The organism is Nonomuraea sp. NPDC050786 (genome assembly GCF_040654115.1).
Taxonomy (GTDB): Bacteria; Actinomycetota; Actinomycetes; order Streptosporangiales; family Streptosporangiaceae; genus Nonomuraea.
Map to the genome: position 1 here is coordinate 45,447 of NZ_JBFAHJ010000044.1, position 24,163 is coordinate 69,609.

Here is a 24,163-nt window from a genome sequence, read left to right on the forward strand (position 1 = left end):
GGGGGGTGTTCGGGCAGTGCAACATGCCATGAGCACGATCGAACACTCAGTGGACGTAGAGGTCCCCGTCAGGGTGGCCTACAACCAGTGGACGCAGTTCGAGAGCTTCCCCGAATTCATGGAGGGCGTGGAGTCGGTCAAGCAGATCGGCGACACGCGTACGGCCTGGGTGGCGGAGATCGCCGGGGTCAAGCGCGAGTTCGAGGCCGAGATCACCGAACAGCATCCCGATGAGCGCGTCGCATGGCGCTCCCTCGACAAGCCGCGCCACGCGGGCGTGGTGACCTTCCATCGGCTCGACGACTCGAGGACCCGGGTCACGCTCCAGATGGAGTACGACCCGGAGGGCTTCGTGGAGACGGCAGGGGACTGGCTGCAGCTCGTCCGCCTGCGCGTGGTCAACGACCTGGATCGCTTCAAGGCGTTCATCGAGTCGCGCGGCAGTGAGACCGGCGGCTGGCGCGGTGACGTGCCGGGGCCTCACCAGCACGGCTCGACGTACGACGACTCGACCCAGCCGACGCCACCCGAACCGGTGGGCGGGGACCCGCTCGTACCGCCCGGCACCGTGGGCGGCGGGGACACCCGGCCCGGCGGCACCCTCCCGCCTCCCGGCCCGGTCCCGCCCCGCCCCGCGCCCCCGGGGGGTCCCGACCCGGTCCTGTGACCTGAGCCGACAGCCGGCCGGGCCGGCACCCCGCCGCCCGGCCGCGCCACCCCACCCGACCCCCCGTCCGCCCCACGCCTTACCCACACGGCCACGCACGTGACGGTGTCGGGTATTTCCCGCGCCGGCATGCTCGCTACGATGCCGTGTCTCTGCCGCATGGACATGCAGGCTACGGGGCCGTGTCTCTGCCGCGCGGACATGCTCGTTACGGCTTCCTGCCCTTCCGACGTCTCGCTACGGCGCCTGTGCCCCTCCGATGCGGGCCGCGCCACGCGGTGACGCCGTGTCTTTCCCGCACGGCGACGCCGGCCCGGTCGCGCCTTGCCGCCCCGTCGCGCGCCCTCTGAGGCGCCACCTTCCCAGGCGGGCGGCCCGCGCCGCTCGCGCTGCGCGTCATGTGCGTCACCTGCGCCCCGCCGTCCGGTATGCCCGGGTGTGCCGCGCTGCCCGCGCCGCTTGCGCCAGCGCCGCATGACTTCGCGACCTGCTCCTGTGGCGCGTGTCTCTGCGTCGCGCGTGTCCGCGTAGCGTGGCCCTGCGCCGCGCGACTCCGCGACGCGCCCCCTGCTGCTGCGTGTCGCCTTCGCCCGGTGTGCCCGGCACCGTGCACAGCGCCGGCGGCCGGACTCCGGTCGAGATGACCGCCGTGCACGTCAGCCATCCCCGCGGTGCTCAACCCATCCTCACGACCGGTCCGGCGCGGCGGTATCCCATGAGGCGAGACGGTCAGGAATAAAGGGAGGTTTCGGTCCTGTTAACATGGCGATTCGTCCCATGACTTGATGAGTGGAGGACTCGCCCCGCATGAGCGTGCTCGCCCCGGAAGCCCGCCGCACCAGCACCACCGGACCCCTCGCCTGGCTCCTCGTGCTGGGGATCGTCCTCGCCGCCCTCAATCTCCGCACCGCCGTGACCAGCGTAGGTCCGCTTCTCGACCAGCTGGCGGGCGCGCTGGGCATGACCAGCGTCGGCACCGGACTGCTCACCACCCTCCCCGTGCTCGCGTTCGCGAGCGTGGGCGCGATCACGCCCACCCTCGCCAGGCGCGTCGGCGAGCACCGCCTGCTGCTGCTCGCCCTCGTCACCCTGGGCGTCGGCATGCTGGTCAGGTCGCTGGTGGGGTCGGCCCCGGTGTTCCTCGTGAGCAGCGCCGTCGCGCTCTCCGGTGGCGCGGTCGGCAACGTGCTCATCCCCACGCTGATCAAGCGTCACTTCCCGGCCCGTACCGGAATCATGACCACCGTCTACACCACAGCCCTGGCGGCGGGCACCATGCTGGCCGCCGCCGCGACCGTGCCCATCGAGCGCGCGTCAGGCGACTGGCACATCGCGCTCGGCGTGTGGGCGGCCCTGGCCGCCGTCGCCGCCATTCCGTGGCTTGCGCTCCTGCGCAGCGAGCCGGAGCGGGACACCGGCCGTCGGGACGCGGGCATCCGCAGCCTCCTCAGGAGCAGGCTGGCGTGGATGGTCGCGATCTACTTCGGCACCCAGTCGATGATCGCGTACGTGATGTTCGGCTGGCTCGCCACCATCCTGACCGACGGCGGGTTCAGCACCTCGCAGGCGGGAGTGATCCTCGGCGTGTTCACCGCGCTGAACATCCCCGTCTCGATCCTCGTCCCGATGGTCGCCTCCCGCTTCCGTGACCAGCGTCCGGTCGTGGTCGGGCTGGTCGCGTTCTACGCGGCCGGCTTCCTCGGGCTCTGGCTCGGGCCCGCCGACCTGGCGCTGGTCTGGGTGGTGCTCATCGCCGTGGGCATGGGGTCGTTCCCGCTGGCGCTGACGATGCTGGCCCTGCGCACGCGTACGCCCGAGGCCACGGCCGCGCTGTCGGCGTTCGGGCAGAGCGCGGGATACCTCATCGCCGGCGCCGGTCCCCTTCTCGTCGGCGTGCTGCACGAGGTGACCGGCGGTTGGGCGCTGCCGTTCACGCTGCTCCTCGTGGTGCTCCTCGTGCAGCTCCTCACCGGCCTGTACGCCGGCCGCAACCGCTACCTGGAGGACGAGTACGCGGCACCTGCGAAGATGGCCGGGTGAAGACAACCCTCGTCACCTTCCCCGACGGCCGGACCAGCGGCCGTTCCCAGATCGTCGGGGCCGTGCCGGTGGGGGACCGGCACGGTCTCGTCGTCACCGAGACGCCGTTCCACCCCCTCAACCATGCCTGGCCGGACCAGCCCGCGGACCGGGGCACGATCGGGGGCCTGCCGGTCCTCGACTGCGTGACAGGGGCCCAGTCGAGCACCGGCGAGGTCCTCGTCGGCGACTCCATCCCGGTGCGGCGCGGCACCGAGGGCTGGGAGTGGCTGGTCGTCCACGTCACCGAGGAGCCGCTGCCCGTGGGGGCTGAGGTGGAGCTCGAGGCGGACGCCGGCTTCCGGGCGGCGGTCTCGGCCGGTCACACCGTCTGCCACCTGGCTGCCCTCGCCCTGAACTCCGCCCTGGCCGACCGCTGGCGCAAGGAGACGGCGCCCGACGCGCTCGGCAGCCCCGACTTCGACCACGCGGCGATCGTCTCGTCGCGGATCGTCCCGCACGGGAGCGTGGACGTCTATCGCCTGGGCAAGTCGCTGCGCAAGAAGGGGTTCTCCGCCGAGGGGGTCGACTTCGAGAAGGTCGCCCAGCGGGCCAACGAGCAGTTCGCGGCCTGGGTGGCCGCCGACGCGCCGGTCTGGCTGGACATCCCGGGGCCGGCGCTGACGGACCGCCGCACGTGGCACTGCTCGCTGCCGGACGGCGAGGCTTCCATGGCCTGCGGCGGCACCCACGTCAAGAGCACGGCCGAGCTGGGCCGGGTCGAGGTCGAGCTCACGCTCGAGGAGGCGACCCTGACCATGCGCACCACCTGCGGCCTGCCGGCCTAGCGGCCGGCCGCGAGCGCAGGGCGGCACCGAACGGCTCTGGATCATGTCCGTCAGCATATGTTGACAAGCACCCGCTTGTCAGCACATGCTGACACCATGGAAGTCACCGAGCTGGCCGAGGCGGCCGCCGATCATGACCCAGGAGTGGGGCTGGCGGCCGTGGCCGCCCTCAGGGCCCTGCTGGAAGAGCTGGAGGCGACGCACGTGTCCAACGCCCGAGCCCAGGGCTGGTCATGGGAGCAGATCGCCGACGCGCTCGGGGTTCGGCGGCAGTCGGCTCATCGCAAGCATGCTCGCAGGACGGGGAGGTAGCCGCGTGTTCGCCAGGTTCACCGAAGGGGCCCGTAGGGCCGTGGTCAAGGCGGGGATAGCCGCGCTCGACGCGGGGCGGTCCGCGCTCGACGCCGATCTGATGCTGCTGGGGGTGGCCGAAGTGCGGCCGTTCTCGCTGTCGTCGTTCACCGCCTCCGCGGCCGACGTGCGGGCGCGGGTCGACGTGGGTGACGCGCGGTCGCTGCTGGCCACGTTCGGGATCGACCTCGACGCCGTGCACCGCCGCACCAGGGCGGGCCTGGACGCGCCCGGGCTGTGGCACCTGCGGCGGTCACGGGTGCGGCCCTTGCGGGTGACCCTGTACGGGCCGCTGGGTGAGATCCCGCTGGCCATGCACGCCAGAAAGGTGATCGAGGTGGCCATGTGGTGGCGTCCCGGGCCGGTCACGGGGGAGGGCCTGCTGTGGGGCCTGCTCGCCGACCACGCGAACGGCGCCGCCGCGATCCTCAGGGACGCCGGGGTGGATCTCCCCGCGCTGGTACGCGAAGCTCGCTCCCCTGTCAGGCGAACCGCCTGACGCCCGTACCCCGGCCCCTTCGCCCGCGTACGGGACGACGGGGCCGGGACGCGCCCCCGGGCCTCAGGCGGGCTCCAAGTGGGCGATCTTCTCCGGGTTCGCGATGAGGTAGATCGTGTCGATCTTGCCGTCCGAGACCAGCAGCGAGACGACAGTGATCACCCGCCCACCCGCCGAGACGACCATCGCCGGGGCGTTGTTCAGGGTCGTCATCCCCAAGGACAGGTCGGCGATCCCCGCCATGCCGATCGATGCCATGAAGCTCGCCATGCCGGCGGGAGTGGTGACCGACACCAGCCAGCGGCTGACGTTGCCGGCGCCGGTGATCGCCCGCAGCGCGGCCCGGGCCTTGCCGCCGCCGTCGCTGACCATGGTGACCTCGCTCGCGAACAGCTCGATCAGCCCGTCGATGTCGCCGTTGACGGAGGCGTTGACGAACCGCTCGGTGATCCGCCTCCGCTCCTCCCTGTCCACGTCGAACCGCGGCCGCCTCTCCCGCACGTGCTCCCGCGCCCGCCGCGCGAGCTGCCTGGTCGCCGGCTCGGCCCGCCCGATGATCTCCGCGATCTCGGAGAACGGCAGGTCGAAGGCCTCCCGCAGCACGAACACGGCCCGTTCGAGCGGCGACAGCGTCTCCAGCACCAGGAGCAGCGCCAGCTCCACGGACTCGGCCAGCTCGGCGTGCTCGGCCACGTCAGGCTCGGTGGCGATCGGCTCGGGCAGCCACGGCCCCACGTACGACTCCCGCCGCGACTTCGCCCACTGCAGCCGGTCGATGGCCAGCCGCGAGGTCACCCTGATCAGGTACGCCTTCGGATCGTCAACGGTCGCCTCGTCCACGCCCGACCAGCGCAGCCACGCCTCCTGCACGACGTCCTCGGCGTCGGCGACACTGCCCAGGATCCGGTACGCGACGCCGATCAGCAGGGGCCGCTGATCCTCAAAGCTCGGCATAAACCCTTAGAGCTACCACAGGGCCCGCGGTGTGACACAGGGGCTCCGGAACTCCGATACACTTGGTGATCGCAAGGGGCTATAGCGCAGTTGGTAGCGCGCCTCCATGGCATGGAGGAGGTCTGGGGTTCGAATCCCCATAGCTCCACCCGAAGCAGTGTCACTCGACGGCGGCGCCCCTCAGGGCGTCGCCGTTTCGCATGTCCCGGCCCTGCGGACGCGCGGTGCCCACGAATCCCCGACCCAATAAGGAGTCCCGTAATTGGTGATCATCTCTCAGGAGACCACGTTCGACGAGGCCGAGCTCTACCGGCTGTACGACTCGGTGGGCTGGCAGCCCTGGACGCAGGACATCGGCAAGGTGCGCCGGGGCCTGACGAACTCCCACCTCGTCATCACCGCCAGGGACGAGGCAGGGCAGTTGCTCGGCCTGGCGCGCACGGTGTCCGATGACGAGATCATCTGTTACGTGCAGGAAGTGCTGGTCGACGAGAGGCATCACGGTCAGGGGATCGGGCGGCGGCTGATGGAGCACCTGGTAGAGCGGTACGCGCACTGCCGGTACTTCGTGCTGACCACCGACCACGAATCCACCCCCGAAGGGGTCGCCAATCACGCCTTCTACCGGCGGATGGGCCTGATCGAGCATCACGAGCAGGGGCTGTCCGCCTTCGGGCTGCGGGTGCGGAGCTCCTAGGGGCAGTCACCTCGCGAGCACGTCCAGGTAGTGCTGGTTGTACATGATGCCGAGGACGTTGCCGAACGGATCGGTCACGGACGCGGTGACGAACCCGTCCCCGCGCTTCGTGATCGGCTCGTACTCCGCGGCGCCCAGGGTGAGCAGCCGGTCGAAGACCGCCTGCACGTCGTCCACGTGCCAGTGCATGATCGCGCCCCCGGGCCGGTCGGCCGCGCCCGCCGGGGCGTAGCGGCTGTCGATGATGCCGAGCTCGTGCTGGTAGTCGCCGACGCGCCACTCGATGTAGCCGGGGACCTGGTAGTACGGCTCCATCCCGAGCAGCTCGGTGTACCAGGCCCTGGCCGCCTCGAGGTCGGCTGCGTAGAAGTTGAGGGTGGCGAATCCGCGGAGCATGTGTCTGGTCCTTTCTTCCCTGTGATGAGCACCATTCTTCCGGGCAAAGTGCTCACCGAATGAGCACTTTTCAGGGGAGAATTCCGACCATGCGAGCCGATCGACTTGTCGCCGCCCTGCTGCTCATGCAGGCCCGCGGCCGGGTGACCGCGGCCGAGCTGGCCGTGGAGCTGGAGGTCTCCGTGGCCACCGCGCGGCGCGACCTCGAAGCGCTGTCCGCGGCGGGCATCCCCGTCTATCCGCAGGCCGGGCGCGGGGGCGGCTGGTCGCTGCTGGGCGGCGCCAGGACCGACCTGTCCGGGCTCACCGCGAACGAGGCCCAGGCGCTCTTCCTGCTGGCGGGGCCGGCCGCGTCCGCGGCGCCCGAGGTCAAGTCCGCCCTGCGCAAGCTGCTGCGGGCGCTGCCCCAGACGTTCAGGGCCGACGCCGAGGCGGCGGCCGACGCCGTGGTGGTCGACCCCGCCCCCTGGGGCGAGGGCGACCGCGAGCGTCCAGAGCTGGTGGAGGTCCTCCAGAGCGCCACCGTACGGCGCCGCAAGGTCAGGCTCGTGTACGAGGGCCGCTCCCGCGAGCAGACCCACCGCCTGGTCGATCCCTGGGGCCTGGTGGACAAGGACGACGTCTGGTATCTCGTGGCCGGCACGGAGGCGGGGCAGCGCACGTTCCGGGTGGACCGGATCGTCGGGGCCGCCGTGACGGACCTGACCTTCGAGCGGCCTGAGGGGTTCGAGCTGTCGCAGGCGTGGGGGAAGGTCGTGGACGAGATGGAGCGGCGGCGCTCGCTGCTCTCGGCGACCGTGCTCATCGCCGAGCGGCTCCTGCCGGTGCTGCGCTCCCACTTCGGACGCCACTGCGAGGTCGTGGGGGCCGAGGACGACGGACGGGTCAGGGTGCGCGTGGCGGCGCCGATGGCGTTGACGATCGCCGAGCAGCTGGCCGGGTGGGGCTCGCGGGTGGAGGTCGTGGAGCCGGACGACGTCCGGGCGCAGCTGGCCAGGATCGGGTCCGAGCTCGTCGAGCGTTACCGCGACTGACCGCCTAATACCGCCGGTGGCGGTGGCCGCCGAACGACTTGCCGACGTGGAAGCCGCCGGGCAGCCGTACGGAGACGTGACGGCGGCCGTCTGGAGTGGTGGTGACGTGGAAGCGCCGGTTGCCGAAGCTGTGGCCCACGCCATGTCGAGACAGGTTGATCCGGAACGGTCCTACTTTGATGGTCTTTCGGTAGTGCCAGCCCATGTCCCTCCTTCTCTCACCCTGACAACGACCGGCGCGTCCGGCGGGTTCCGGCGAGCACCTGAGCCAGGGCTTCGAGGGCGTGCGGGTAGGCGCGTTCCGACGGGGCGGCGTACCCGATGAGCAGGCCTTCGCGGCCGGTGCCCCGCCAGAGGGGGGAGGCGCCGCGCAGGGCGATGCCCCGCCGCTCGCAGGCGGCGAGGAGCTCCGGCTCCGTGGGGCCGGTCTCGGGGAGCAGGAGGAGGGCGCGCAGTCCCGCGGCCACCCCGGGCAGGATGGCGCCGGGGAGCGGCTGGTCCGGCCCTGGGCCGAGCCGGGCGAGCAGGAGTTCGCGGCGGCGGCGGTAGCGGAGGCGGGCGGCGCGGATGTGGCGCTCGTAGTCGTGGGTCTCGATCATCCTGGCCAGGACGAGCTGGCCGAGCACCTCGGTGTGGGCGTCGGCGTACAGCTTGGCCTCGGTCACCGGGCCGATCAGCGAGGGCGGCACCGCCATCCAGGCCAGGCGGAGGGCGGGGGAGAGGGACTCGGAGGTGGTGCCGACGTACACGACCTGCTCGGGCGTGGTGCCCTGGAAGGCGCCGACCGGCTGCCGATCGTAGCGGAACTCCCCGTCGTAGTCGTCCTCCACGACCAGCCCGCCCCACTCGCGCAGCGCGCGGCGGCGGGCCGGGTGCAGCGGGACGCCCATCGGGTACTGGTGAGCGGGCGTGACCACCGCCGCCGCGGTGGCCGGGGAGAGCAGGTCCACCTGCGCGCCGCGCTCGTCCACGGGCAGCGGTACGGTGTCGCGCCCGGCCCGGCGCAGCACCTCGCGGTAGAAGTCGTGCCCCGGCTCCTCCATGGCGAAGGGCCCGTCGATCACGCGGGCGAGCAGGTTGAGCGCCTGGACGAACCCCGCCGTCACCACGATCAGGTCCGGCGTGGTGATCACTCCACGGGTCCTGCCGAGATAGCCGGCCAGGGCCGCCCGCAGCTCGATCCGGCCGCGCGGGTCACACGCGCCGAAGACCTCGGCGGGCGCGGTGGAGAGCACGTGCCGGGTGGCCCGCGACCAGGCACGCGTGGGGAAGGCCGACACGTCGGGCCGGCCGGGCCGCAGATCGTGCGGCGGCGCCGGCGCGGGCCCGCCAGACTCCGGAAGAGGTGGCGCGGTCCGGGTCACGCCGGCGACCTCGGTGGCGGAGCCGGGGCGGGCGGCCAGGTAGCCCTCGGCGACGAGCTGGTCGTACGCGGCGCTCACCGTGCCGCGCGAGAGCCCCAGCTCGGCCGCCAGCGCGCGCGTCGAGGGCAGCCGCGTGCCGCGCGGCAGCCGCCCGTCCCTGACCGCCTGCCGCAGCGCCTCCTCCAGTCCGCGCCGCCGCCCGCCGGCGGTGGAGATCTCCAGATGCAGGTCCACCCCGAAACCGGCCCAATTTTTCCGCACAGAACCGGATCTTACGGATGGTCCGGTATCACGGTCTACCGTGGGTGAGCTGGCCATATCCGGAAGGACCGCATCATGATCGTGACCGCTCACCTGAGCGACATCCACATCGGCGCGACGCCCCAGAGCGTCGGCCGTGCCGCCTCCGTCATGCGTTACCTCGACGCGCTCCCCTACGACCTCGACGCCGTGCTGGTCACCGGCGACATCGCCGACCACGGGCTCCCCGAGGAGTACGAGGAGGCGCGCAAGCTGCTCACCTCACGCCACCCGGTCCTGGTCGGCCCGGGCAACCACGACGTGCGGGAGCAGTTCCGGCGCGTCCTGCTCGGCGAGCGGCAGCCGGACGGTGGGCCGATCAACCAGGTGCTCCGCACCTCCCGGGCCGTTTACGCCATGTGCGACTCCTCCATCCCCGGCGAGGACGCCGGCCACCTGGACGACGAGACGATCGCCTGGCTGGAGGACGTGGCCGGCGGCGCCGATCTGCCGGTCTTCGTGGCTTTCCACCACCCGCCGGCCGTCCTGCACAGCCCGCCCGTGGACGGCATCCGGCTGCACGCGCACGAGCCGCTGGCCGAGCTGCTCGGGCGGCACCCCAACGTGCCCGCCGTGCTGGTCGGCCACGCCCACACGGCCGCCGCCACGACCTTCGCCGGGCGTCCGCTGCTGGCGGCTCCGGGTGTCGTCTCCACGCTGAAGCTGCCGTGGGAGGGCGGCACGTCGTTCGAGAACTGCGTGGACTTCGATCTTCCGCCGTCGGTCGCCTTCCACGTCCTCGACGACCAGGGCCGGGTGACCACACACTACCGCGTCGTCCGATGAGAAACCGGGGATGGTCCGGGCCTGCACCGTCGGCCCGGACCCGTGTGACCCGACCGTAATGTCGGGGACTCTTGACTGGTGTGTTGTTAGCGTTCACAGTCGGCAGAGCGACCCCTTCACTCGGGGTCCCGAAGCGATCGGCAGGCGCGGCAACCGTCGTCACCTCGTCGTGCGCGTACTCCAGGAGTGATCAGCTTCGACACCAGGCGGCCCGGTCCGGCCGGGGTGCGGGGCGTACAGGAAGGAAAGAGAGCGCCGGCGTGCCAGTTGGCATGTTAGCGCTCACATGAGAAGGGAACCCCCCAACGTGTTTAAGAGGATCTCGGCGCTGGTGCTCGCCGGGCTCACCGCGATGACGGTGACCTCGTGCGGGAGCAGTGGTGGCGGCAGTGGTGGCGGTGGCGGCTCGATCACCATGGGCTTCTCCCAGGTGGGCGCGGAGAGCGGGTGGCGGACCGCGAACACCAAGTCGGTCCAGGACTCCGCCAAGAACGCGGGCATCACGCTCAAGTTCTCCGACGCCCAGCAGAAGCAGGAGAACCAGATCAAGGCCATCCGCTCCTACATCCAGCAGAAGGTGGACGTCATCGCCTTCTCGCCGGTGGTGGAGTCGGGCTGGGACACGGTGCTCAAGGAGGCCAAGGACGCGAAGATCCCGGTCATCCTGACCGACCGCGCCGTCGACTCCAAGGACACCTCCCTGTACAAGACCTTCCTCGGCTCCGACTTCGTGGAGGAGGGCAAGAAGGCCGGGCAGTGGCTGGTCAACGAGTACAAGGACAGCAAGGACCCGGTGAACATCGTCGAGCTGCAGGGCACGACGGGCTCGGCGCCGGCCAACGACCGCAAGGCCGGGTTCCAGGACGTCATCAAGGCCGATCCGAAGTTCAGGGTCATCGCCTCGCAGACCGGCGACTTCACCAGGGCCAAGGGCAAGGAGGTCATGGAGGCCTTCCTGAAGTCCAACCCGGACATCGACGTGCTCTACGCGCACAACGACGACATGGGCCTGGGCGCGATCGAGGCCATCGAGGGCGCCGGCAAGGTGCCCGGCAAGGACATCAAGATCGTCACCGTGGACGCGGTCAAGGACGGCATGCAGGCGCTGGCCGACGGGAAGATCAACTTCATCGTCGAGTGCTCGCCGCTGCTCGGCCCGCAGCTCATGGACCTGGCCAAGAAGGTCGTCAAGGGTGAGCAGGTGCCCACTCGCGTGGTGACCCAGGAGACCACGTTCACGCAGGAGCAGGCCAAGCAGGTGCTCTCCTCCCGTCAGTACTGACCGCCTTGTCGGGGGCGTCGCTCCCCGTACTCCAGCCGGGTCTTTCGGGGATCTCTACCGGCCGGAGTGCGGGGCGCGGGGCGGCCCCCCACCCAATATGGAAAGGGTCGAAATGGCCACACCCGCGCCGGTCCTGACGATGAGCGGGATCGGCAAGCAGTTCCCTGGCGTGAAAGCCCTGGACGGCGTCGACCTCAGACTGCTGCCCGGCGAGGTACACGCGCTCATGGGAGAGAACGGCGCGGGCAAGTCCACCCTGATCAAGGTGCTCACCGGCGTCCATCCCGCCGACGCGGGCACCATCGAGCTGGGCGGCACCCCCGTGGCGTTCGGCAGCCCGCTGGAGGCGCGGCAGGCCGGCATCAGCACGGTCTACCAGGAGGTCAACCTCTGCACGAACCTCTCGGTGGCCGAGAACATCTTCATCGGCCGCGAGCCCCGCCGCGCAGGCCGCATCAACTGGAAGCGGATGCGGGCCAGGGCCGGCGAGCTGCTTGCCCGGCTGGAGCTCAGCCTGGACGTGTCGGCGCCGCTGTCGGCGTACTCGCTGGCCATCCAGCAGATGGTGGCCATCGCGCGGGCGATCGACATCGAGGCGAGGGTGCTGATCCTGGACGAGCCCACCTCCAGCCTGGACGCGGACGAGGTCGAGCAGCTCTTCCGGGTGATGAGGAGGCTGAAGGAGGAGGGCATCGCCATCCTCTTCGTCTCCCACTTCCTCGACCAGATCTACGAGATCTCGGACCGCATGACGATCCTCAGGAACGGCAGGCTCGTCGGCGAGTACCTCACCAGGCAGCTCCCGCAGGTCGAGCTGGTCGCCAAGATGATCGGCCAGGAGCTGGCCGCGCTGGAGCGGCTGCACGGCGAGGCCAAGGTCTTCGACCGGCCGCTGGTGGAGGCGCGGGAGCTGGGGCGGCCGGGCGCCATCGAGCCGTTCACGCTCACGATCCACGAGGGCGAGGTCGTGGGCCTGGCGGGGCTGCTCGGCTCCGGCCGTACGGAGATCGCGCGGCTGCTGTTCGGCGCGGACCACGCGGGCACGGGCGAGATCGCGGTCGGCGGGTCACCGGTGTCGTTGCGCACGCCGCGCGCGGCCATGAACCACAAGATCGCGTTCTGCTCCGAGAACCGCAAGGCCGACGGGCTCATCCCCGACCTCACCGTGCGCGAGAACATCATCCTCGCCCTCCAGGCCACCAGAGGCTGGACCAGGCCGGTGCCGCGCGACCAGCAGGACGAGCTGGTCGGCAGGTACATCAAGGCACTGAAGATCAGCCCGCCCAACCCCGAGCACCTCGTACGGAACCTCAGCGGCGGCAACCAGCAGAAGGTCCTGCTGGCCAGGTGGCTCATCCTGGAGCCCAGGCTGCTCATCCTGGACGAGCCCACCCGGGGCATCGACGTGGGGGCCAAGACCGAGATCCAGCGGCTGGTGGCCGAGCTCTCCGACGGCGGCATGGCGGTGCTGTTCATCTCCGCCGAGCTGGAGGAGGTGCTGCGGCTCAGCCACAAGGTCGAGGTGCTGCGCGACCGGCGGCTGGTGGCCGAGCTGCCCAACGACGACTCCCTCACGACGGACGTGCTCATGGAAACGATCGCAAGCGGAGGCCGGGCCTCATGAGACGGCTGCTCTGGCCGGTGGTGGTCCTCGCGCTGCTGCTGGTCCTGAACGTGTTCTTCACGCATGGCTTCTTCTCGATCCAGGTCAGGGACGGCCACCTGTACGGCAGCCTGATCGACATCCTGCGGTTCGGCGCGCCGCTGATCCTGGTCTCGCTCGGCATGACGCTGGTCATCGCCACCGGCGGCATCGACCTGTCGGTGGGCTCGGTGGTGGCGATCTCGGGAGCGCTGGCGTGCCTGCAGATCAGTGAGGACGCCAGCGTGTTCACCGCCGTGGCGGTGGCCCTCGGGCTCTGCCTGGTGCTCGGGGCCTGGAACGGATTCCTGGTGGCGGGCGTCGGCATTCAGCCGATCATCGCCACGCTCATCCTCATGGTGGGCGGTCGCGGCCTGGCCCAGCTCATCACCGACGGGCAGATCATCACGGTCAACAGCCCGGCGTACAAGCTGATCGGCGGCGGTTACTGGCTGACCGTGCCGTTCGGCATCCTCATCGTGATCGCCGTGCTGGCGATCACCGCGTTCCTCACCCGGCGGCTGGCGCTCGGCATGCTGATCGAGTCGGTCGGCGGCAACGCCGAGGCGAGCAGGCTGGCGGGCATCAGATCGCGCGGGATCATCATCATGGTGTACGCCTTCGCCGCCCTGTGCGCGGGCGTGGCCGGGCTGATGATCAGCTCGAACGTCTCCAGCGCCGACGGCAACAACGCCGGCCTGTGGATCGAGCTGGACGCCATCCTGGCCGTCGTGATCGGCGGCACGTCGCTGTCCGGCGGCCGGTTCTCGCTCGGCGGGACCGTGCTGGGCGCGCTGATCATCCAGACGCTGACCACCACGATCTACTCGATCGGCGTTCCGCCGGAGACCACGCTGCTGTTCAAGGCGCTGGTCGTGACGGCGGTCTGCCTCATCCAGTCCCCGTCCTTCCGCGAGAAGGTCTTCCGCAGACGCGGGCGGGCGGCGCCTTCCAGTCCTGCGGCCGAGGAGAAAGTGCGGATCACCGCATGACCACGCTGACGATGGGGCGGGCGAGCGTGCCCGCCAAGTACCTGCCGGTCCTGGTGACCGGGTGCCTGTTCCTGGCCATGTTCGTGGTCGGAGGGATCCGCTACGAGGGGTTCGCCAGCGGCCAGGTGATACTCAATGTCTTCATCGACAACGCCTTCCTGCTGGTGGTGGCGGTCGGGATGACGTTCGTGATCCTGACCGGCGGCATCGACCTGTCGGTGGGGTCGGTGGTGGCGCTGTCCACGATGATCTCGGCCAGCCTCATGAAGGGGCCGGGGTGGCCGCCGTACCTGGTGATCCCGCTGGTGCTGGTCATCGGGGCGGGGCTGGGGCTGATCATGGGGTACATCGTGCACGCCTTCGACATCCAGCCGTTCATCGTGACGCTGGCGGGCATGTTCCTGGCCAGGGGGCTGTGTTACACGATCGGCACGGACTCGATCCCGATCGAGGACCCCACGTTCACGGCGTTCGCGCAGGCGCGGATCGACCTGTTCGCCGACATGTGGATCTCACCGAGCGTGATCGTCGCCGTGGTGGTCGTGCTGGTGGCGGCGTACGTGCTGCACTACACGCGGCTCGGCCGCGCGGTCTACGCCACAGGCGGGAGCGAGCAGTCGGCGCTGCTGATGGGGCTGCCCGTGGGCCGGACGAAGATCGCGGTCTACACGATCAGCGGGTTCTGCTCGGCGCTCGGCGGCGTGCTGCTCTCGTTCTACATGCTCTCCGGCTACGGGCTGCACGCGGTGGGCATGGAGCTGGACGCCATCGCGGCGGTCGTCATCGGCGGTACGCTGCTCACCGGCGGTAGCGGCTTCCTGTTCGGCACCGTGCTCGGGGTGCTCGTGCTCGGCCTGATCCAGACGATCATCAGCTTCGAGGGCACTCTGTCATCGTGGTGGACCAAGATCTTCATCGGAATGTTGCTTTTCGTCTTCATCTTGCTGCAGCGCCTGTTCTCCGCGCGATCCCGGCGCTGACCTGCGGTGAAAGTTACCCGAAAGTTTCCGGTAGGTTATGCGCGCCCGTTGACACGAGCGTTGTTAGCGATAACAATCGGCGGATAGCGAATGAGAATTTTGTTCTGATTCGTCACGCTCTGTGATCGAATCTCTCGCTCTACCGGCAGCTGCCGCGTCCAGCGCTGCCGCGACCCCCATCGCAAGGAGATGACATGAGGTTGGGACGAATCGGGGGCGTGGTGTCCGTCATCGCGCTCGCCGCGACGATGACGGCCTGCGGCTCGAGCACCAAGACCGTTGACGCGAAGGCCTCCTCCTCGGCCGCCGCCGGTAACGCGGGCGCCATGATCGGCGTTACCATGCCGACGAAGTCGTCGGAGCGCTGGATCCACGACGGCGACAACGTCAAGCAGCAGCTGGAGAAGCTGGGCTACAAGGTGGACCTGCAGTACGCGGAGAACGACATCCCGACGCAGGCCAACCAGATCGAGAACCAGATCACCAAGGGCGCCAAGCTCCTCATCATCGCCTCGATCGACGGCACCGCCATCACCTCCCAGCTGCAGCAGGCCGCCGACAACAAGATCCCGGTCATCGCCTACGACCGCCTGATCCGCAACAGCCCGAACGTCGACTACTACGCCACGTTCGACAACTTCAAGGTCGGCGTGCAGCAGGCGACCTCGCTGCTCAAGGGCCTCGGCGTCGAGGACGGCAAGAAGGGCCCGTTCAACGTCGAGCTCTTCGCCGGCTCGCCCGACGACAACAACGCCACGTTCTTCTGGAACGGCGCCATGTCGGTGCTCAAGCCGAAGATCGACGACGGCACCCTCAAGGTCGCGAGCGGCCAGACCGACTTCAAGCAGGCCGCCATCCTGCGGTGGGACCCCGCCACGGCGCAGAAGCGCATGGAGGACATCCTCACCAAGACCTACACCGGCGGCAAGAAGGTCGACGGCGTGCTCTCCCCGTACGACGGCCTGTCCATCGGCATCCTGTCGGCGCTGAAGAGCTCCGGCTACGGCAAGCCGTACCCGATCGTGACCGGCCAGGACGCCGAGCTCCAGTCGGTGAAGTCGATCATCGCTGACGAGCAGTACTCCACCATCTTCAAGGACACCCGCAAGCTCGCCGAGCAGACCGTGAAGATGGCCGACTCCGTGCTCAAGGGCCAGAAGCCCGAGGTCAACAACGACAAGGACTACGACAACGGCAACAAGGTCGTCCCGTCGTACCTCCTCGACCCGGTGATCGTGGACAAGAGCAACTACAAGGAAGTCATCATCGGCAGCAACTACTACACCGAGGACCAGCTCAAGTAAGGGCTCTGGCCCCGGGGACCCCAGCGGGTCCCCGGGGCTTCCCTGAGTGAGGGGCATAATGACCGAGCACATCTTGCGGATGAGCGGCATCACCAAGACCTTCCCTGGCGTCAAGGCGCTGGAGAACGTCAACCTGTCCGTCCGGCGCGGTGAGATCCACGCCATCTGCGGAGAGAACGGCGCCGGCAAGTCGACGCTGATGAAGGTGCTCTCCGGGGTCTACCCGCACGGCGAGTACGAGGGCGAGATCACCTTCGAGGGCAGGAAGGTCGAGTTCGGCGGCATCCGCGACAGCGAGCACGCCGGCATCGTGATCATCCACCAGGAGCTTGCGCTCAGCCCGCAGCTGTCGATCGCGGAGAACATCTTCCTCGGCAACGAGCGCGCCAAGCGTGGCTTCATCGACTGGAACCGCACCAACTACGAGGCCGGCGAGCTGATGAAGCGGGTCGGCCTGCGCGAGAACCCGACGACGCCGATCGCCGACATCGGCGTGGGCAAGCAGCAGCTCGTCGAGATCGCCAAGGCGCTGTCGAAGGAGGTGCGGCTGCTCATCCTCGACGAGCCGACCGCCGCGCTCAACGACGACGACTCGGCCCACCTGCTCGACCTGCTGCGGGGCCTGCGGGACGAGGGCATCACCTGCGTGATCATCTCCCACAAGCTGAACGAGGTCATCGCGATCGCCGACTCCGTCACGATCATCCGCGACGGGCAGACGATCGAGACGCTCGACATGGCGACCGACAACGTCACCGAGGACCGCATCATCTCTGGCATGGTCGGCCGCGCGCTGGACAACCGCTTCCCGCCGCACGAGCCGACGATCGGCGACGAGGCGCTGCGCATCGAGGACTGGACGGTCTACAGCCCCAGCCAGCCCGGCAGGAAGGTGGTCGACGGCGCCGCCCTCTCGCTGCGCCGCGGCGAGATCGTCGGCCTCGCGGGGCTGATGGGCGCCGGGCGCACCGAGCTGGCGATGAGCGTGTTCGGCCGCACGTACGGGGTGCACATCTCGGGCAAGATCTTCAAAGACGGCAAGCCGATCGAGATCCGCAACGTGCAGGACGCGATCAGGCACGGCATCGCCTACGCCACCGAGGACCGCAAGAGGTACGGCCTCAACCTCATCGAGGACATCAAGCGCAACATCTCGGCGGCCGGCCTCGCCGGACTGTCCAAGAACGGCTGGGTCAACGAGAACGAGGAGTACAAGGTCGCGGAGCAGTTCCACAAGAGCATGAACATCAAGGCGCCCAGCGTCGACAGCGTCGTCGGCAAGCTGAGTGGCGGCAACCAGCAGAAGGTCGTGCTCTCCAAGTGGATCCTGACCGAGCCTGACGTGCTCATCCTCGACGAGCCCACGAGAGGCATCGACGTCGGGGCGAAGTACGAGATCTACACGATCATCAACCGCCTGGCCGACCAGGGCAAGGCCGTGCTCGTGATCTCCTCCGAGCTGCCCGAGCTGCTCGGCCTGTGCGACCGCATCTACACCCTCTCCGAGGGCCGCATCACCGGCGAGGTGCCGCGCCAGGAGGCCACCCAGGAAAACCTCATGTACTTGATGACCAAGGGACAGAAATAATGAGTAGCATCTCGCCCACCGACGTGGAGGTCGGCGCCAAGGGCGACGGGGCAGCGCCACGGCAGCCGGGCAGGGTGTCGCTCGGCGGTGTGTCGCTCAACCTGCGATCCAGCGGCATCTACATCGCCTTCGCGCTGATCATCGTGCTCTTCACGGTGCTGACCGACGGCGCGATGCTGGAGCCGCAGAACATCTCCAACATCATCGTCCAGAACTCCTACGTCCTGATCCTCGCGATCGGGATGATCCTGATCATCATCGCCGGGCACATCGACCTGTCGGTCGGCTCGGTGGTGGCGGTCACGGGAGCGCTGGCCGCGGTGCTCATGGTGAACATGCACTGGCCGTGGCCGCTGGCCCTGCTGGTCACGCTGGTGGCCGGGGCGGTGATCGGGGCCTGGCAGGGGTACTGGATCGCGTACTTCGGCATCCCGGCGTTCATCGTGACGCTGGCGGGCATGCTGCTGTTCCGTGCGCTGACCCTGACCGTGCTGGGCAACCAGGGCATCGGCCCGTTCCCCGACCAGGTCCGCACGCTGGCGAACGGCTTCACCAACGGCTACCTCGGCAACATCGGTCTCGGCCCGCTCGGCGGCGCCGACCTGTTCAGCCTGCTGATCGGCATCGTGGCCATCGCCGGCATGGCCGCCACCCAGTGGCGCACCCGCAACGCCCGCCGCGGCTACGGCCAGGCGGTCGAGCCGATGGCGCTGTTCGTGCTGAAGCTGGCGGCCGGGGCCGCGCTGATCCTCTTCCTGGTCGTGCAGCTCGCCCGCTTCAAGAACCTCCCGTGGGTGCTGGTGCTGCTGGCCATCCTGGTGCTGGCGTACTCGCTGATGGCCAACCGCACGGTCTTCGGCCGGCAGATCTACGCCATCGGCGGCAACCTCCAGGCGGCCGTCATGTCCGGCGTGAAGGTCAAGTCGGTGGTCTTCTGGATCTTCGTGAACATGGGCGTGCTGTCGGCCATCGCCGGCATCATCTTCGCCGGCCGGCTCAACCAGGCGGGTCCCACCGCGGGCAACAGCTTCGAGCTGGACGCCATCGCGGCGGCCTTCATCGGCGGCGCGGCCGTCCAGGGCGGCGTCGGCAAGGTGGTCGGCGCGATCACCGGCGGCCTGATCATGGCGGTCATCAACAACGGTATGTCCCTGATCGGCTCCCCGAGCGAGCGGGTCATGCTCGTCAAGGGCGCCGTGCTCCTTGCGGCCGTCGCGTTCGATGTGTGGACGAAGCGCAGGGCGGGTGCTTCGCGTTAGTAAGATCCCCTGAGCCCAGCGAAAGGAGAGACCGTGACGACCCCCAAGCGCCGCCTGCCGGTCATGGCCGACGTGGCCAAGGAGGCGGGCGTGTCGCACCAGACGGTCTCCCGGGTGCTGAACGACCATCCGAACGTCCGGCCCGACACCCGGGCCCGGGTGGAGGAGGCGATCACCCGGCTGGGCTACCGACGTAACCTGGTCGCCCGCGCCCTGGTCACCAAGCGGTCGCGGACGCTCGGCGTGGTGAGCTTCGACACCACCCTGTACGGCCCGGCCAGCACGATCTACGGCATCGAGCAGGCGGCCAGGACCGCGGGCTACTTCGTCAGCATCGTCAGCCTGAAGTCGATCGACGCGGCGAGCGTGCGCGACGCCATCGAATACCTCGCCGAGCAGGGCGTGGACGGGGTCGTGGTGGTCGCGCCGCAGCGCTCGGCCGGGCGTGCCCTGGAGAACCTGCCGCCCGGCATGCCGGCGGTGGCGGTCGAGGGCACGCACAGCGCCGACGTGTCGGTGGTCTGCATCGACCAGGTCCAGGGCGCCAGGCTCGCCACCCGCCACCTGCTGGAGCTGGGCCACGAGACCGTGTGGCACGTCAGCGGCCCGCCCGACTGGCTGGAGACCGAGGGCAGGATGGAGGGCTGGCGCGCCGCCCTGAGGGAGGCGGGCCGGCCGGTGCCCGAGCCGCTGGCCGGCGACTGGAGCCCCCGCGCGGGCTACGAGGCCGGTAAGAGCCTGGCCGCGATGGAGGGCGTCACGGCCGTGTTCGCGGGCAACGACCAGATGGCGCTCGGCGTCCTGCGGGCGCTCAGCGAGGCCGGCGTGCGGGTGCCCGACCAGATCAGCGTGGTGGGCTTCGACGACATCCCCGAGTCGGAGTTCTTCTCGCCGCCGCTCACCACGGTCAGGCAGGACTTCGACATGGTGGGCAGGCACTGCATCGAGGTGCTGCTGCGGCAGATCGACGTGGGGCCGACCGCGTACGAGCGGCTGGTCGTGCCGCCCGGCTTCGTCGTGCGGTCGAGCACCGCGGCGGCTCGTAGGTGATGATTGGCATGGAAGTAACCCCCGGGAGTAAAATGTGAACGCTAACAGTTACGTGGTCGGAGTCGACTTCGGCACGCTCTCAGGGCGTGCCGTCGTCGTCCGCGTCAGCGATGGCGCGGAGCTCGGCAGCGCGGTGCACGAGTACGCCCACCGCGTGATCGAGCACAGCCTGCCCGGCTCCGGCAAGAGGCTGGGACCGGACTGGGCGCTGCAGTCGCCGCAGGACTGGATCGACGTGCTGAAGATCGCCGTGCCCCAGGCGATCGCCGCCGCCGGAGTCGCGCCCGAGGAGGTCATCGGCGTCGGCACCGACTTCACCGCCTGCACCGCGCTGCCCACCACGGCCGACGGCACGCCGCTCTGCTTCGAGACGCCCGACGAGCCGCACGCCTGGCCCAAGCTGTGGAAGCACCACGCCGCGCAGCCGCACGCCGACCGCATCAACGAGCTGGCCGCGCGCCGGGGGGAGAGCTGGCTGCCGCGCTACGGCGGCAAGATCTCCTCGGAGTGGGAGTTCGCCAAGGGCCTGCAGGTCCTGGAGGAGGCCCCCGAGGTGTACGCCAGGGCCGAGCGCTGGATCGAGGCGGCCGACTGGATCATCTGGCAGCTCACCGGCGTGGAGAGCCGCAACATCTGCACGGTCGGCTACAAGGGGATCTTCCAGGACGGCGGCTACCCGTCCGAGGAGTACCTCGCCGAGCTCAACCCCGGCTTCGCGGGCTTCGTGAGCAAGCTCGCCACCGGACAGGTCGGCGAGAAGGTCAACGGCACGACGCTGGCCCCGCTCGGCGGTCTCGCCGGCCGCCTGACCGCGCAGGCGTCCGAGTGGACCGGCATCCCCGAGGGCGCCGCCGTGGCCGTCGGCAACGTGGACGCCCACGTCACCGCGGCCGCCGCCGACGCCGTCAGGCCCGGCCAGATGGTGGCCATCATGGGCACCTCCACCTGCCACATCATGCCCAGCGACCGGCTCGCCGAGGTGCCCGGCATGTGCGGCGTCGTACGCGACGGCATCGTGCCCGGCCTGTGGGGCTACGAGGCCGGCCAGTCCGCGGTCGGCGACATCTTCGCCTGGTTCGTCGACAACTTCGGCGGCGACCTCGACCACGAGCGCCTGACCGCGCTGGCCGAGAAGCAGGCCGTCGGCGAGCACGGCCTGGTCGCGCTCGACTGGTTCGGCGGCAACCGCTCGGTGCTCGTGGACCACAACCTCTCCGGTGTGATCGTCGGCCAGACCCTGGCCACCAAGCCCGAGGACGTCTACCGGGCGCTCATCGAGTCCACCGCGTTCGGCGCCCGGATGATCGTGGAGACGTTCGAGCAGTCGGGCGTGCCGGTCGAGGAGTTCGTGGTCGCCGGCGGCCTGCTGAAGAACCGCTTCCTCATGCAGGTCTACGCCGACGTGCTGCGCCGCCCGCTGTCGGTCATCGGCTCCGACCAGGGGCCCGCGCTCGGCTCGGCCATCCACGCGGCCGTCGCCGCCGGCGCCTACCCGGGCATCGAGGAGGCCGCGGCGGCGATGGGCAAGCGCACCGAGGCCGCGTACGTGCCCGACGAGGCCAGGGCCGACGCCTACGACCGGCTCTACGCCGAGTACCGCAGGCTCCACGACTTCTTCGGAGACGGAAAGATGCTGCACACCCTCCGCGCGATCAGGAACGAGGCCCAGGCATGAGCGTGAGGAAGATCGTCGCCGACCTCCATGCCGAGCTGGTCCGTTACAACCTGGTGGTCTGGACGGCGGGCAACGTCTCGGGGCGGATCCCGGGCGAGGACCTGTTCGTCATCAAGCCCTCCGGCGTCTCCTACGACGAGCTGACGCCGGAGAACATGGTGGTGTGCGACCTCGACGGCAACCTCGTGGAGGGCGAGCACTCGCCGTCCAGCGACACCGCCGCGCACGCGTACGTCTACCGCAACATGCCCGACGTCGGCGGCGTCGTGCACACCCACTCCACCTACGCCTCGGCCTGGGCCGCGCGCGGTGAGGCCATCCCGTGCGTGCTGACCGCCATGGCGGACGAGTTCGGCGGCGAGATCCCGGTCGGCCCGTTCGCGCTGATCGGCGACGACTCGATCGGCCAGGGCATCGTCGAGACGCTCAAGGGCCACCGCTCCAAGGCCGTCCTCATGCAGAACCACGGCGTGTTCAGCATCGGCAAGGACGCTAAGGCGGCGGTGAAGGCCGCCGTGATGTGCGAGGACGTGGCCCGCACCGTCCATGTGGCCAGGCAGCTCGGTGAGCCGCTGCCCATCCCGCAGGACGACATCGACCGCCTGTACGACCGCTATCAGAACGTCTACGGACAGAGGAGCCCGCGTTGAAAATCTGGTTTCTGACCGGCAGCCAGGGGCTGTACGGCGAGGACACGTTGCGCCAGGTGGCCGAGCAGTCCCAGCGGATCGCCGAGCAGCTGCCCGTGGCCGTGGAGTGGAAGCCGGTGCTCACCGACGCCGCGGCGATCAGGCGGGTGATGCTGGAGGCCAACGCCGACGACGAGTGCGCCGGCGTGATCGCGTGGATGCACACGTTCTCCCCGGCCAAGATGTGGATCGCGGGGCTCGACGCGCTGCGCAAGCCGCTGCTGCACCTGCACACGCAGGCCAACGTGGAGCTCCCGTGGAGCTCCATCGACATGGACTTCATGAACCTCAACCAGGCCGCGCACGGCGACCGCGAGTTCGGCTTCGTGCAGACCCGCCTGGGCGTGCCGCGCAAGACCGTGGCCGGGCACGTCTCGGACCCGGCGGTGGGCGAGCGCATCCTGGCCTGGGAGCGCGCGGCCAAGGGCCTGGCCGAGGTCCGCACGCTGAAGCTGGCCCGCTTCGGCGACAACATGCGCGACGTGGCGGTCACCGAGGGCGACAAGGTCGAGGCGCAGCTCCGCTTCGGCGTCTCGGTGAACACCTACGGCGTGAACGACCTGGTCGAGGCCGTGGACGCGGCGTCCGACGCGGACGTGACGGCGCTGGTCAAGGAGTACGCGGAGCAGTACACCGTCGCTCCCGAGCTGCTCGGCGAGCGCAACGAGTCGCTGCGCTACGCGGCCAGGATCGAGCTGGGCCTGCGCGGCTTCCTCGAGGCGGGCGGCTTCAAGGCGTTCACCACGAACTTCGAGGACCTCGGCGGCCTGCGCCAGCTCCCCGGCCTGGCCGTTCAGCGGCTCATGGCCGACGGGTACGGCTTCGGCGGCGAGGGTGACTGGAAGACCTCAGTGCTGCTGCGCACGCTCAAGGCCATGACGCCGGGCGGCACGTCGTTCATGGAGGACTACACCTACGACCTGACGCCCGGCCAGGAGCTCATCCTGGGCGCGCACATGCTGGAGGTCTGTCCCTCGATCGCCTCCGGCACGCCGTCCTGCGAGATCCACCCGCTGGGCATCGGCAACAGGGAGGACCCGGTCCGGCTGGTGTTCGACGCCGCGCCCGGCCCCGGCATCGTGGTGGGCCTGGCCGACATGGGTGACAGGTTCCGGCTGGTGGCCAACGAGATCGACCTCGTGGCACCGCCCCAGCCGCTGCCCAAGCTGCCGGTCGCCCGCGCGGTCTGGACCCCCCGGCCCAACTTCCGGACGTCCACGGAGTCGTGGCTTACGGCGGGCGCGCCGCACCACACGGTGCTGTCCACGGCCGTCGGCCGCGAGGAGCTGACGGACCTGGCCGACATGCTCGGCGTGGAGCTGGTGGTCATCGACGCCGACACGACGACCGAGCGCTTCGCCAAGGAGCTGCGCTGGAACCAGGCGTACTACCGCCTGGCCCAGGGCTTCTAGCTCTCGGGAGGCTTCTTCGGGGCGTTCCTGCGCTGCTCCTCGGCGCGCTCGCGGCAGCGGCGCAGGAACTCCTCGTCGTCATCGGGATTGGTGGCGGCGATGCGGCCGGGACGGTCGTACTCGGGGAACGCGCTCGGCTGGGTGACCGACTGCGAGCGCTCCGGGCGCCCGGCCACCAGCCAGGCGACGGAGCCGATCAGCGGCAGGATCAGCACGATGACCACCCAGGCGATCTTCGGCAGGTTCCTGCAGAGAACGTCGGGCGTGGTGATCACGTCGAAGAGGCAGTACAGCCAGAGCACGAGCGTGACGAGGCTGATGGCCTCGGACAGGTAGAGCACGGCGCACCTCCGTCAGCGGCACTCGAACCTAGCG

Annotated in this window: 24 protein-coding genes and 1 tRNA gene; 20 read left to right on the top strand and 5 right to left on the bottom strand. The window is 69.7% G+C overall.

Translation table 11 applies throughout. From position 1 onward, the window contains the following. The first annotated feature begins 28 nt into the window (after positions 1-28). The 5 genes from AB0H84_RS48425 (at position 29) to AB0H84_RS48445 (ending at position 4,384) form a co-directional block, all read left to right on the top strand. Positions 29-667, top strand: a complete 639-nt coding sequence (locus tag AB0H84_RS48425; protein ID WP_357620304.1) for an SRPBCC family protein — start codon at positions 29-31, stop codon at positions 665-667. Positions 668-1,474: 807 nt separating this feature from the next. Continuing rightward, entirely contained in the window at positions 1,475-2,707 is a 1,233-nt protein-coding gene (locus AB0H84_RS48430; protein ID WP_357620305.1) for an MFS transporter, read from the top strand. Continuing rightward, the gene (locus AB0H84_RS48435) at positions 2,704-3,534 is read left to right on the top strand and encodes a metal-dependent hydrolase (protein WP_357620307.1); all 831 of its coding nucleotides are present in this window, start codon (positions 2,704-2,706) and stop codon (positions 3,532-3,534) included. Before AB0H84_RS48430 ends, AB0H84_RS48435 begins: the two co-directional genes overlap by 4 nt. A 96-nt stretch (positions 3,535-3,630) precedes the next feature. Continuing rightward, a complete protein-coding gene (locus tag AB0H84_RS48440) occupies positions 3,631-3,846 on the top strand; it encodes a helix-turn-helix domain-containing protein (protein ID WP_357620309.1) in 216 nt (71 codons plus the stop codon). Positions 3,847-3,850: 4 nt separating this feature from the next. Beyond that, positions 3,851-4,384 (top strand): Clp protease N-terminal domain-containing protein, encoded by a 534-nt coding sequence (locus AB0H84_RS48445; protein WP_357620311.1) that lies wholly within the window; start codon positions 3,851-3,853, stop codon positions 4,382-4,384. A 63-nt stretch (positions 4,385-4,447) separates the two neighbouring features. On the opposite strand, the gene AB0H84_RS48450 is transcribed toward AB0H84_RS48445, so the two are convergent. Then, on the bottom strand, positions 4,448-5,338 hold the full coding sequence (locus AB0H84_RS48450) for an RNA polymerase sigma-70 factor (protein ID WP_357620313.1): 891 nt from the start codon (positions 5,336-5,338) through the stop codon (positions 4,448-4,450). 75 nt (positions 5,339-5,413) lie between these two features. Here AB0H84_RS48450 and AB0H84_RS48455 point away from each other — a divergent pair. Together AB0H84_RS48455 and AB0H84_RS48460 are read left to right on the top strand one after the other, a co-directional pair. Beyond that, positions 5,414-5,486, top strand: a tRNA-Ala gene (locus tag AB0H84_RS48455). A 117-nt stretch (positions 5,487-5,603) separates the two neighbouring features. After that, on the top strand, positions 5,604-6,035 hold the full coding sequence (locus AB0H84_RS48460; RefSeq protein WP_357620315.1) for a GNAT family N-acetyltransferase: 432 nt from the start codon (positions 5,604-5,606) through the stop codon (positions 6,033-6,035). Positions 6,036-6,041: 6 nt separating this feature from the next. Here AB0H84_RS48460 and AB0H84_RS48465 read toward each other — a convergent pair whose 3' ends face one another. After that, on the bottom strand, positions 6,042-6,431 hold the full coding sequence (locus AB0H84_RS48465) for a VOC family protein (RefSeq protein WP_357620317.1): 390 nt from the start codon (positions 6,429-6,431) through the stop codon (positions 6,042-6,044). 89 nt (positions 6,432-6,520) lie between these two features. Between AB0H84_RS48465 and AB0H84_RS48470 the strand changes: the two genes are divergently transcribed. Beyond that, positions 6,521-7,465: a WYL domain-containing protein gene (locus tag AB0H84_RS48470; protein ID WP_357620319.1), complete on the top strand. Its 945-nt coding sequence runs from the start codon at positions 6,521-6,523 to the stop codon at positions 7,463-7,465. Positions 7,466-7,469: 4 nt separating this feature from the next. On the opposite strand, the gene AB0H84_RS48475 is transcribed toward AB0H84_RS48470, so the two are convergent. Beyond that, complete coding sequence (locus AB0H84_RS48475) at positions 7,470-7,670, bottom strand: DUF4236 domain-containing protein (protein ID WP_357620321.1); 201 nt, start codon at positions 7,668-7,670, stop codon at positions 7,470-7,472. 13 nt (positions 7,671-7,683) lie between these two features. Continuing rightward, entirely contained in the window at positions 7,684-9,090 is a 1,407-nt protein-coding gene (locus tag AB0H84_RS48480; RefSeq protein WP_357620323.1) for a PLP-dependent aminotransferase family protein, read from the bottom strand. A 75-nt stretch (positions 9,091-9,165) separates the two neighbouring features. Between AB0H84_RS48480 and AB0H84_RS48485 the strand changes: the two genes are divergently transcribed. From AB0H84_RS48485 to araA, 12 genes are all read left to right on the top strand, one after another. Next, positions 9,166-9,915: a metallophosphoesterase gene (locus tag AB0H84_RS48485; protein WP_357620325.1), complete on the top strand. Its 750-nt coding sequence runs from the start codon at positions 9,166-9,168 to the stop codon at positions 9,913-9,915. Positions 9,916-10,222: 307 nt separating this feature from the next. Beyond that, on the top strand, positions 10,223-11,197 hold the full coding sequence (locus AB0H84_RS48490; protein ID WP_357620327.1) for an ABC transporter substrate-binding protein: 975 nt from the start codon (positions 10,223-10,225) through the stop codon (positions 11,195-11,197). A 112-nt stretch (positions 11,198-11,309) separates the two neighbouring features. After that, positions 11,310-12,821, top strand: a complete 1,512-nt coding sequence (locus AB0H84_RS48495) for a sugar ABC transporter ATP-binding protein (protein WP_357620329.1) — start codon at positions 11,310-11,312, stop codon at positions 12,819-12,821. After that, complete coding sequence (locus AB0H84_RS48500) at positions 12,818-13,831, top strand: ABC transporter permease (RefSeq protein ID WP_357620331.1); 1,014 nt, start codon at positions 12,818-12,820, stop codon at positions 13,829-13,831. Before AB0H84_RS48495 ends, AB0H84_RS48500 begins: the two co-directional genes overlap by 4 nt. Continuing rightward, positions 13,828-14,811: a galactofuranose ABC transporter, permease protein YjfF gene (gene yjfF, locus AB0H84_RS48505; RefSeq protein WP_357620333.1), complete on the top strand. Its 984-nt coding sequence runs from the start codon at positions 13,828-13,830 to the stop codon at positions 14,809-14,811. The genes AB0H84_RS48500 and yjfF overlap by 4 nt, the downstream gene beginning before the upstream one ends. A 194-nt stretch (positions 14,812-15,005) precedes the next feature. Further along, a complete protein-coding gene (chvE, locus tag AB0H84_RS48510; protein WP_357620335.1) occupies positions 15,006-16,115 on the top strand; it encodes a multiple monosaccharide ABC transporter substrate-binding protein in 1,110 nt (369 codons plus the stop codon). Positions 16,116-16,173: 58 nt separating this feature from the next. After that, entirely contained in the window at positions 16,174-17,703 is a 1,530-nt protein-coding gene (mmsA, locus tag AB0H84_RS48515) for a multiple monosaccharide ABC transporter ATP-binding protein (protein ID WP_357620337.1), read from the top strand. Beyond that, complete coding sequence (mmsB, locus tag AB0H84_RS48520) at positions 17,703-18,962, top strand: multiple monosaccharide ABC transporter permease (RefSeq protein WP_357620339.1); 1,260 nt, start codon at positions 17,703-17,705, stop codon at positions 18,960-18,962. Before mmsA ends, mmsB begins: the two co-directional genes overlap by 1 nt. Before the next feature lie 63 nt (positions 18,963-19,025). Continuing rightward, entirely contained in the window at positions 19,026-20,012 is a 987-nt protein-coding gene (locus AB0H84_RS48525) for a LacI family DNA-binding transcriptional regulator (RefSeq protein WP_357620372.1), read from the top strand. A 52-nt stretch (positions 20,013-20,064) separates the two neighbouring features. After that, positions 20,065-21,687, top strand: a complete 1,623-nt coding sequence (araB, locus tag AB0H84_RS48530) for a ribulokinase (RefSeq protein ID WP_357620374.1) — start codon at positions 20,065-20,067, stop codon at positions 21,685-21,687. Beyond that, positions 21,684-22,337: an L-ribulose-5-phosphate 4-epimerase gene (locus tag AB0H84_RS48535; RefSeq protein ID WP_357620341.1), complete on the top strand. Its 654-nt coding sequence runs from the start codon at positions 21,684-21,686 to the stop codon at positions 22,335-22,337. The genes araB and AB0H84_RS48535 overlap by 4 nt, the downstream gene beginning before the upstream one ends. Continuing rightward, the gene (araA, locus tag AB0H84_RS48540; protein ID WP_357620343.1) at positions 22,334-23,788 is read left to right on the top strand and encodes an L-arabinose isomerase; all 1,455 of its coding nucleotides are present in this window, start codon (positions 22,334-22,336) and stop codon (positions 23,786-23,788) included. The genes AB0H84_RS48535 and araA overlap by 4 nt, the downstream gene beginning before the upstream one ends. Here the strand turns inward: araA and AB0H84_RS48545 are convergent. Continuing rightward, the gene (locus AB0H84_RS48545) at positions 23,785-24,129 is read right to left on the bottom strand and encodes a PLD nuclease N-terminal domain-containing protein (RefSeq protein WP_357620345.1); all 345 of its coding nucleotides are present in this window, start codon (positions 24,127-24,129) and stop codon (positions 23,785-23,787) included. The genes araA and AB0H84_RS48545 overlap by 4 nt on opposite strands. Positions 24,130-24,163 lie beyond the last annotated feature (34 nt).

What these genes read in the sequence shown, in the direction of transcription:
- AB0H84_RS48425 (WP_357620304.1), top strand. Translation starts at nt 29, where the DNA reads ATGAGCACGATCGAACACTCAGTGGACGTAGAGGTCCCCGTCAGGGTG.
- AB0H84_RS48430 (WP_357620305.1), top strand. Translation starts at nt 1,475, where the DNA reads ATGAGCGTGCTCGCCCCGGAAGCCCGCCGCACCAGCACCACCGGACCC.
- AB0H84_RS48440 (WP_357620309.1), top strand. Translation starts at nt 3,631, where the DNA reads ATGGAAGTCACCGAGCTGGCCGAGGCGGCCGCCGATCATGACCCAGGA.
- AB0H84_RS48450 (WP_357620313.1), bottom strand. Translation starts at nt 5,338, where the DNA reads ATGCCGAGCTTTGAGGATCAGCGGCCCCTGCTGATCGGCGTCGCGTAC.
- AB0H84_RS48465 (WP_357620317.1), bottom strand. Translation starts at nt 6,431, where the DNA reads ATGCTCCGCGGATTCGCCACCCTCAACTTCTACGCAGCCGACCTCGAG.
- AB0H84_RS48470 (WP_357620319.1), top strand. Translation starts at nt 6,521, where the DNA reads ATGCGAGCCGATCGACTTGTCGCCGCCCTGCTGCTCATGCAGGCCCGC.
- AB0H84_RS48475 (WP_357620321.1), bottom strand. Translation starts at nt 7,670, where the DNA reads ATGGGCTGGCACTACCGAAAGACCATCAAAGTAGGACCGTTCCGGATC.
- AB0H84_RS48485 (WP_357620325.1), top strand. Translation starts at nt 9,166, where the DNA reads ATGATCGTGACCGCTCACCTGAGCGACATCCACATCGGCGCGACGCCC.
- AB0H84_RS48495 (WP_357620329.1), top strand. Translation starts at nt 11,310, where the DNA reads ATGGCCACACCCGCGCCGGTCCTGACGATGAGCGGGATCGGCAAGCAG.
- AB0H84_RS48500 (WP_357620331.1), top strand. Translation starts at nt 12,818, where the DNA reads ATGAGACGGCTGCTCTGGCCGGTGGTGGTCCTCGCGCTGCTGCTGGTC.
- yjfF (WP_357620333.1), top strand. Translation starts at nt 13,828, where the DNA reads ATGACCACGCTGACGATGGGGCGGGCGAGCGTGCCCGCCAAGTACCTG.
- chvE (WP_357620335.1), top strand. Translation starts at nt 15,006, where the DNA reads ATGAGGTTGGGACGAATCGGGGGCGTGGTGTCCGTCATCGCGCTCGCC.
- mmsA (WP_357620337.1), top strand. Translation starts at nt 16,174, where the DNA reads ATGACCGAGCACATCTTGCGGATGAGCGGCATCACCAAGACCTTCCCT.
- mmsB (WP_357620339.1), top strand. Translation starts at nt 17,703, where the DNA reads ATGAGTAGCATCTCGCCCACCGACGTGGAGGTCGGCGCCAAGGGCGAC.
- AB0H84_RS48525 (WP_357620372.1), top strand. Translation starts at nt 19,026, where the DNA reads ATGGCCGACGTGGCCAAGGAGGCGGGCGTGTCGCACCAGACGGTCTCC.
- AB0H84_RS48535 (WP_357620341.1), top strand. Translation starts at nt 21,684, where the DNA reads ATGAGCGTGAGGAAGATCGTCGCCGACCTCCATGCCGAGCTGGTCCGT.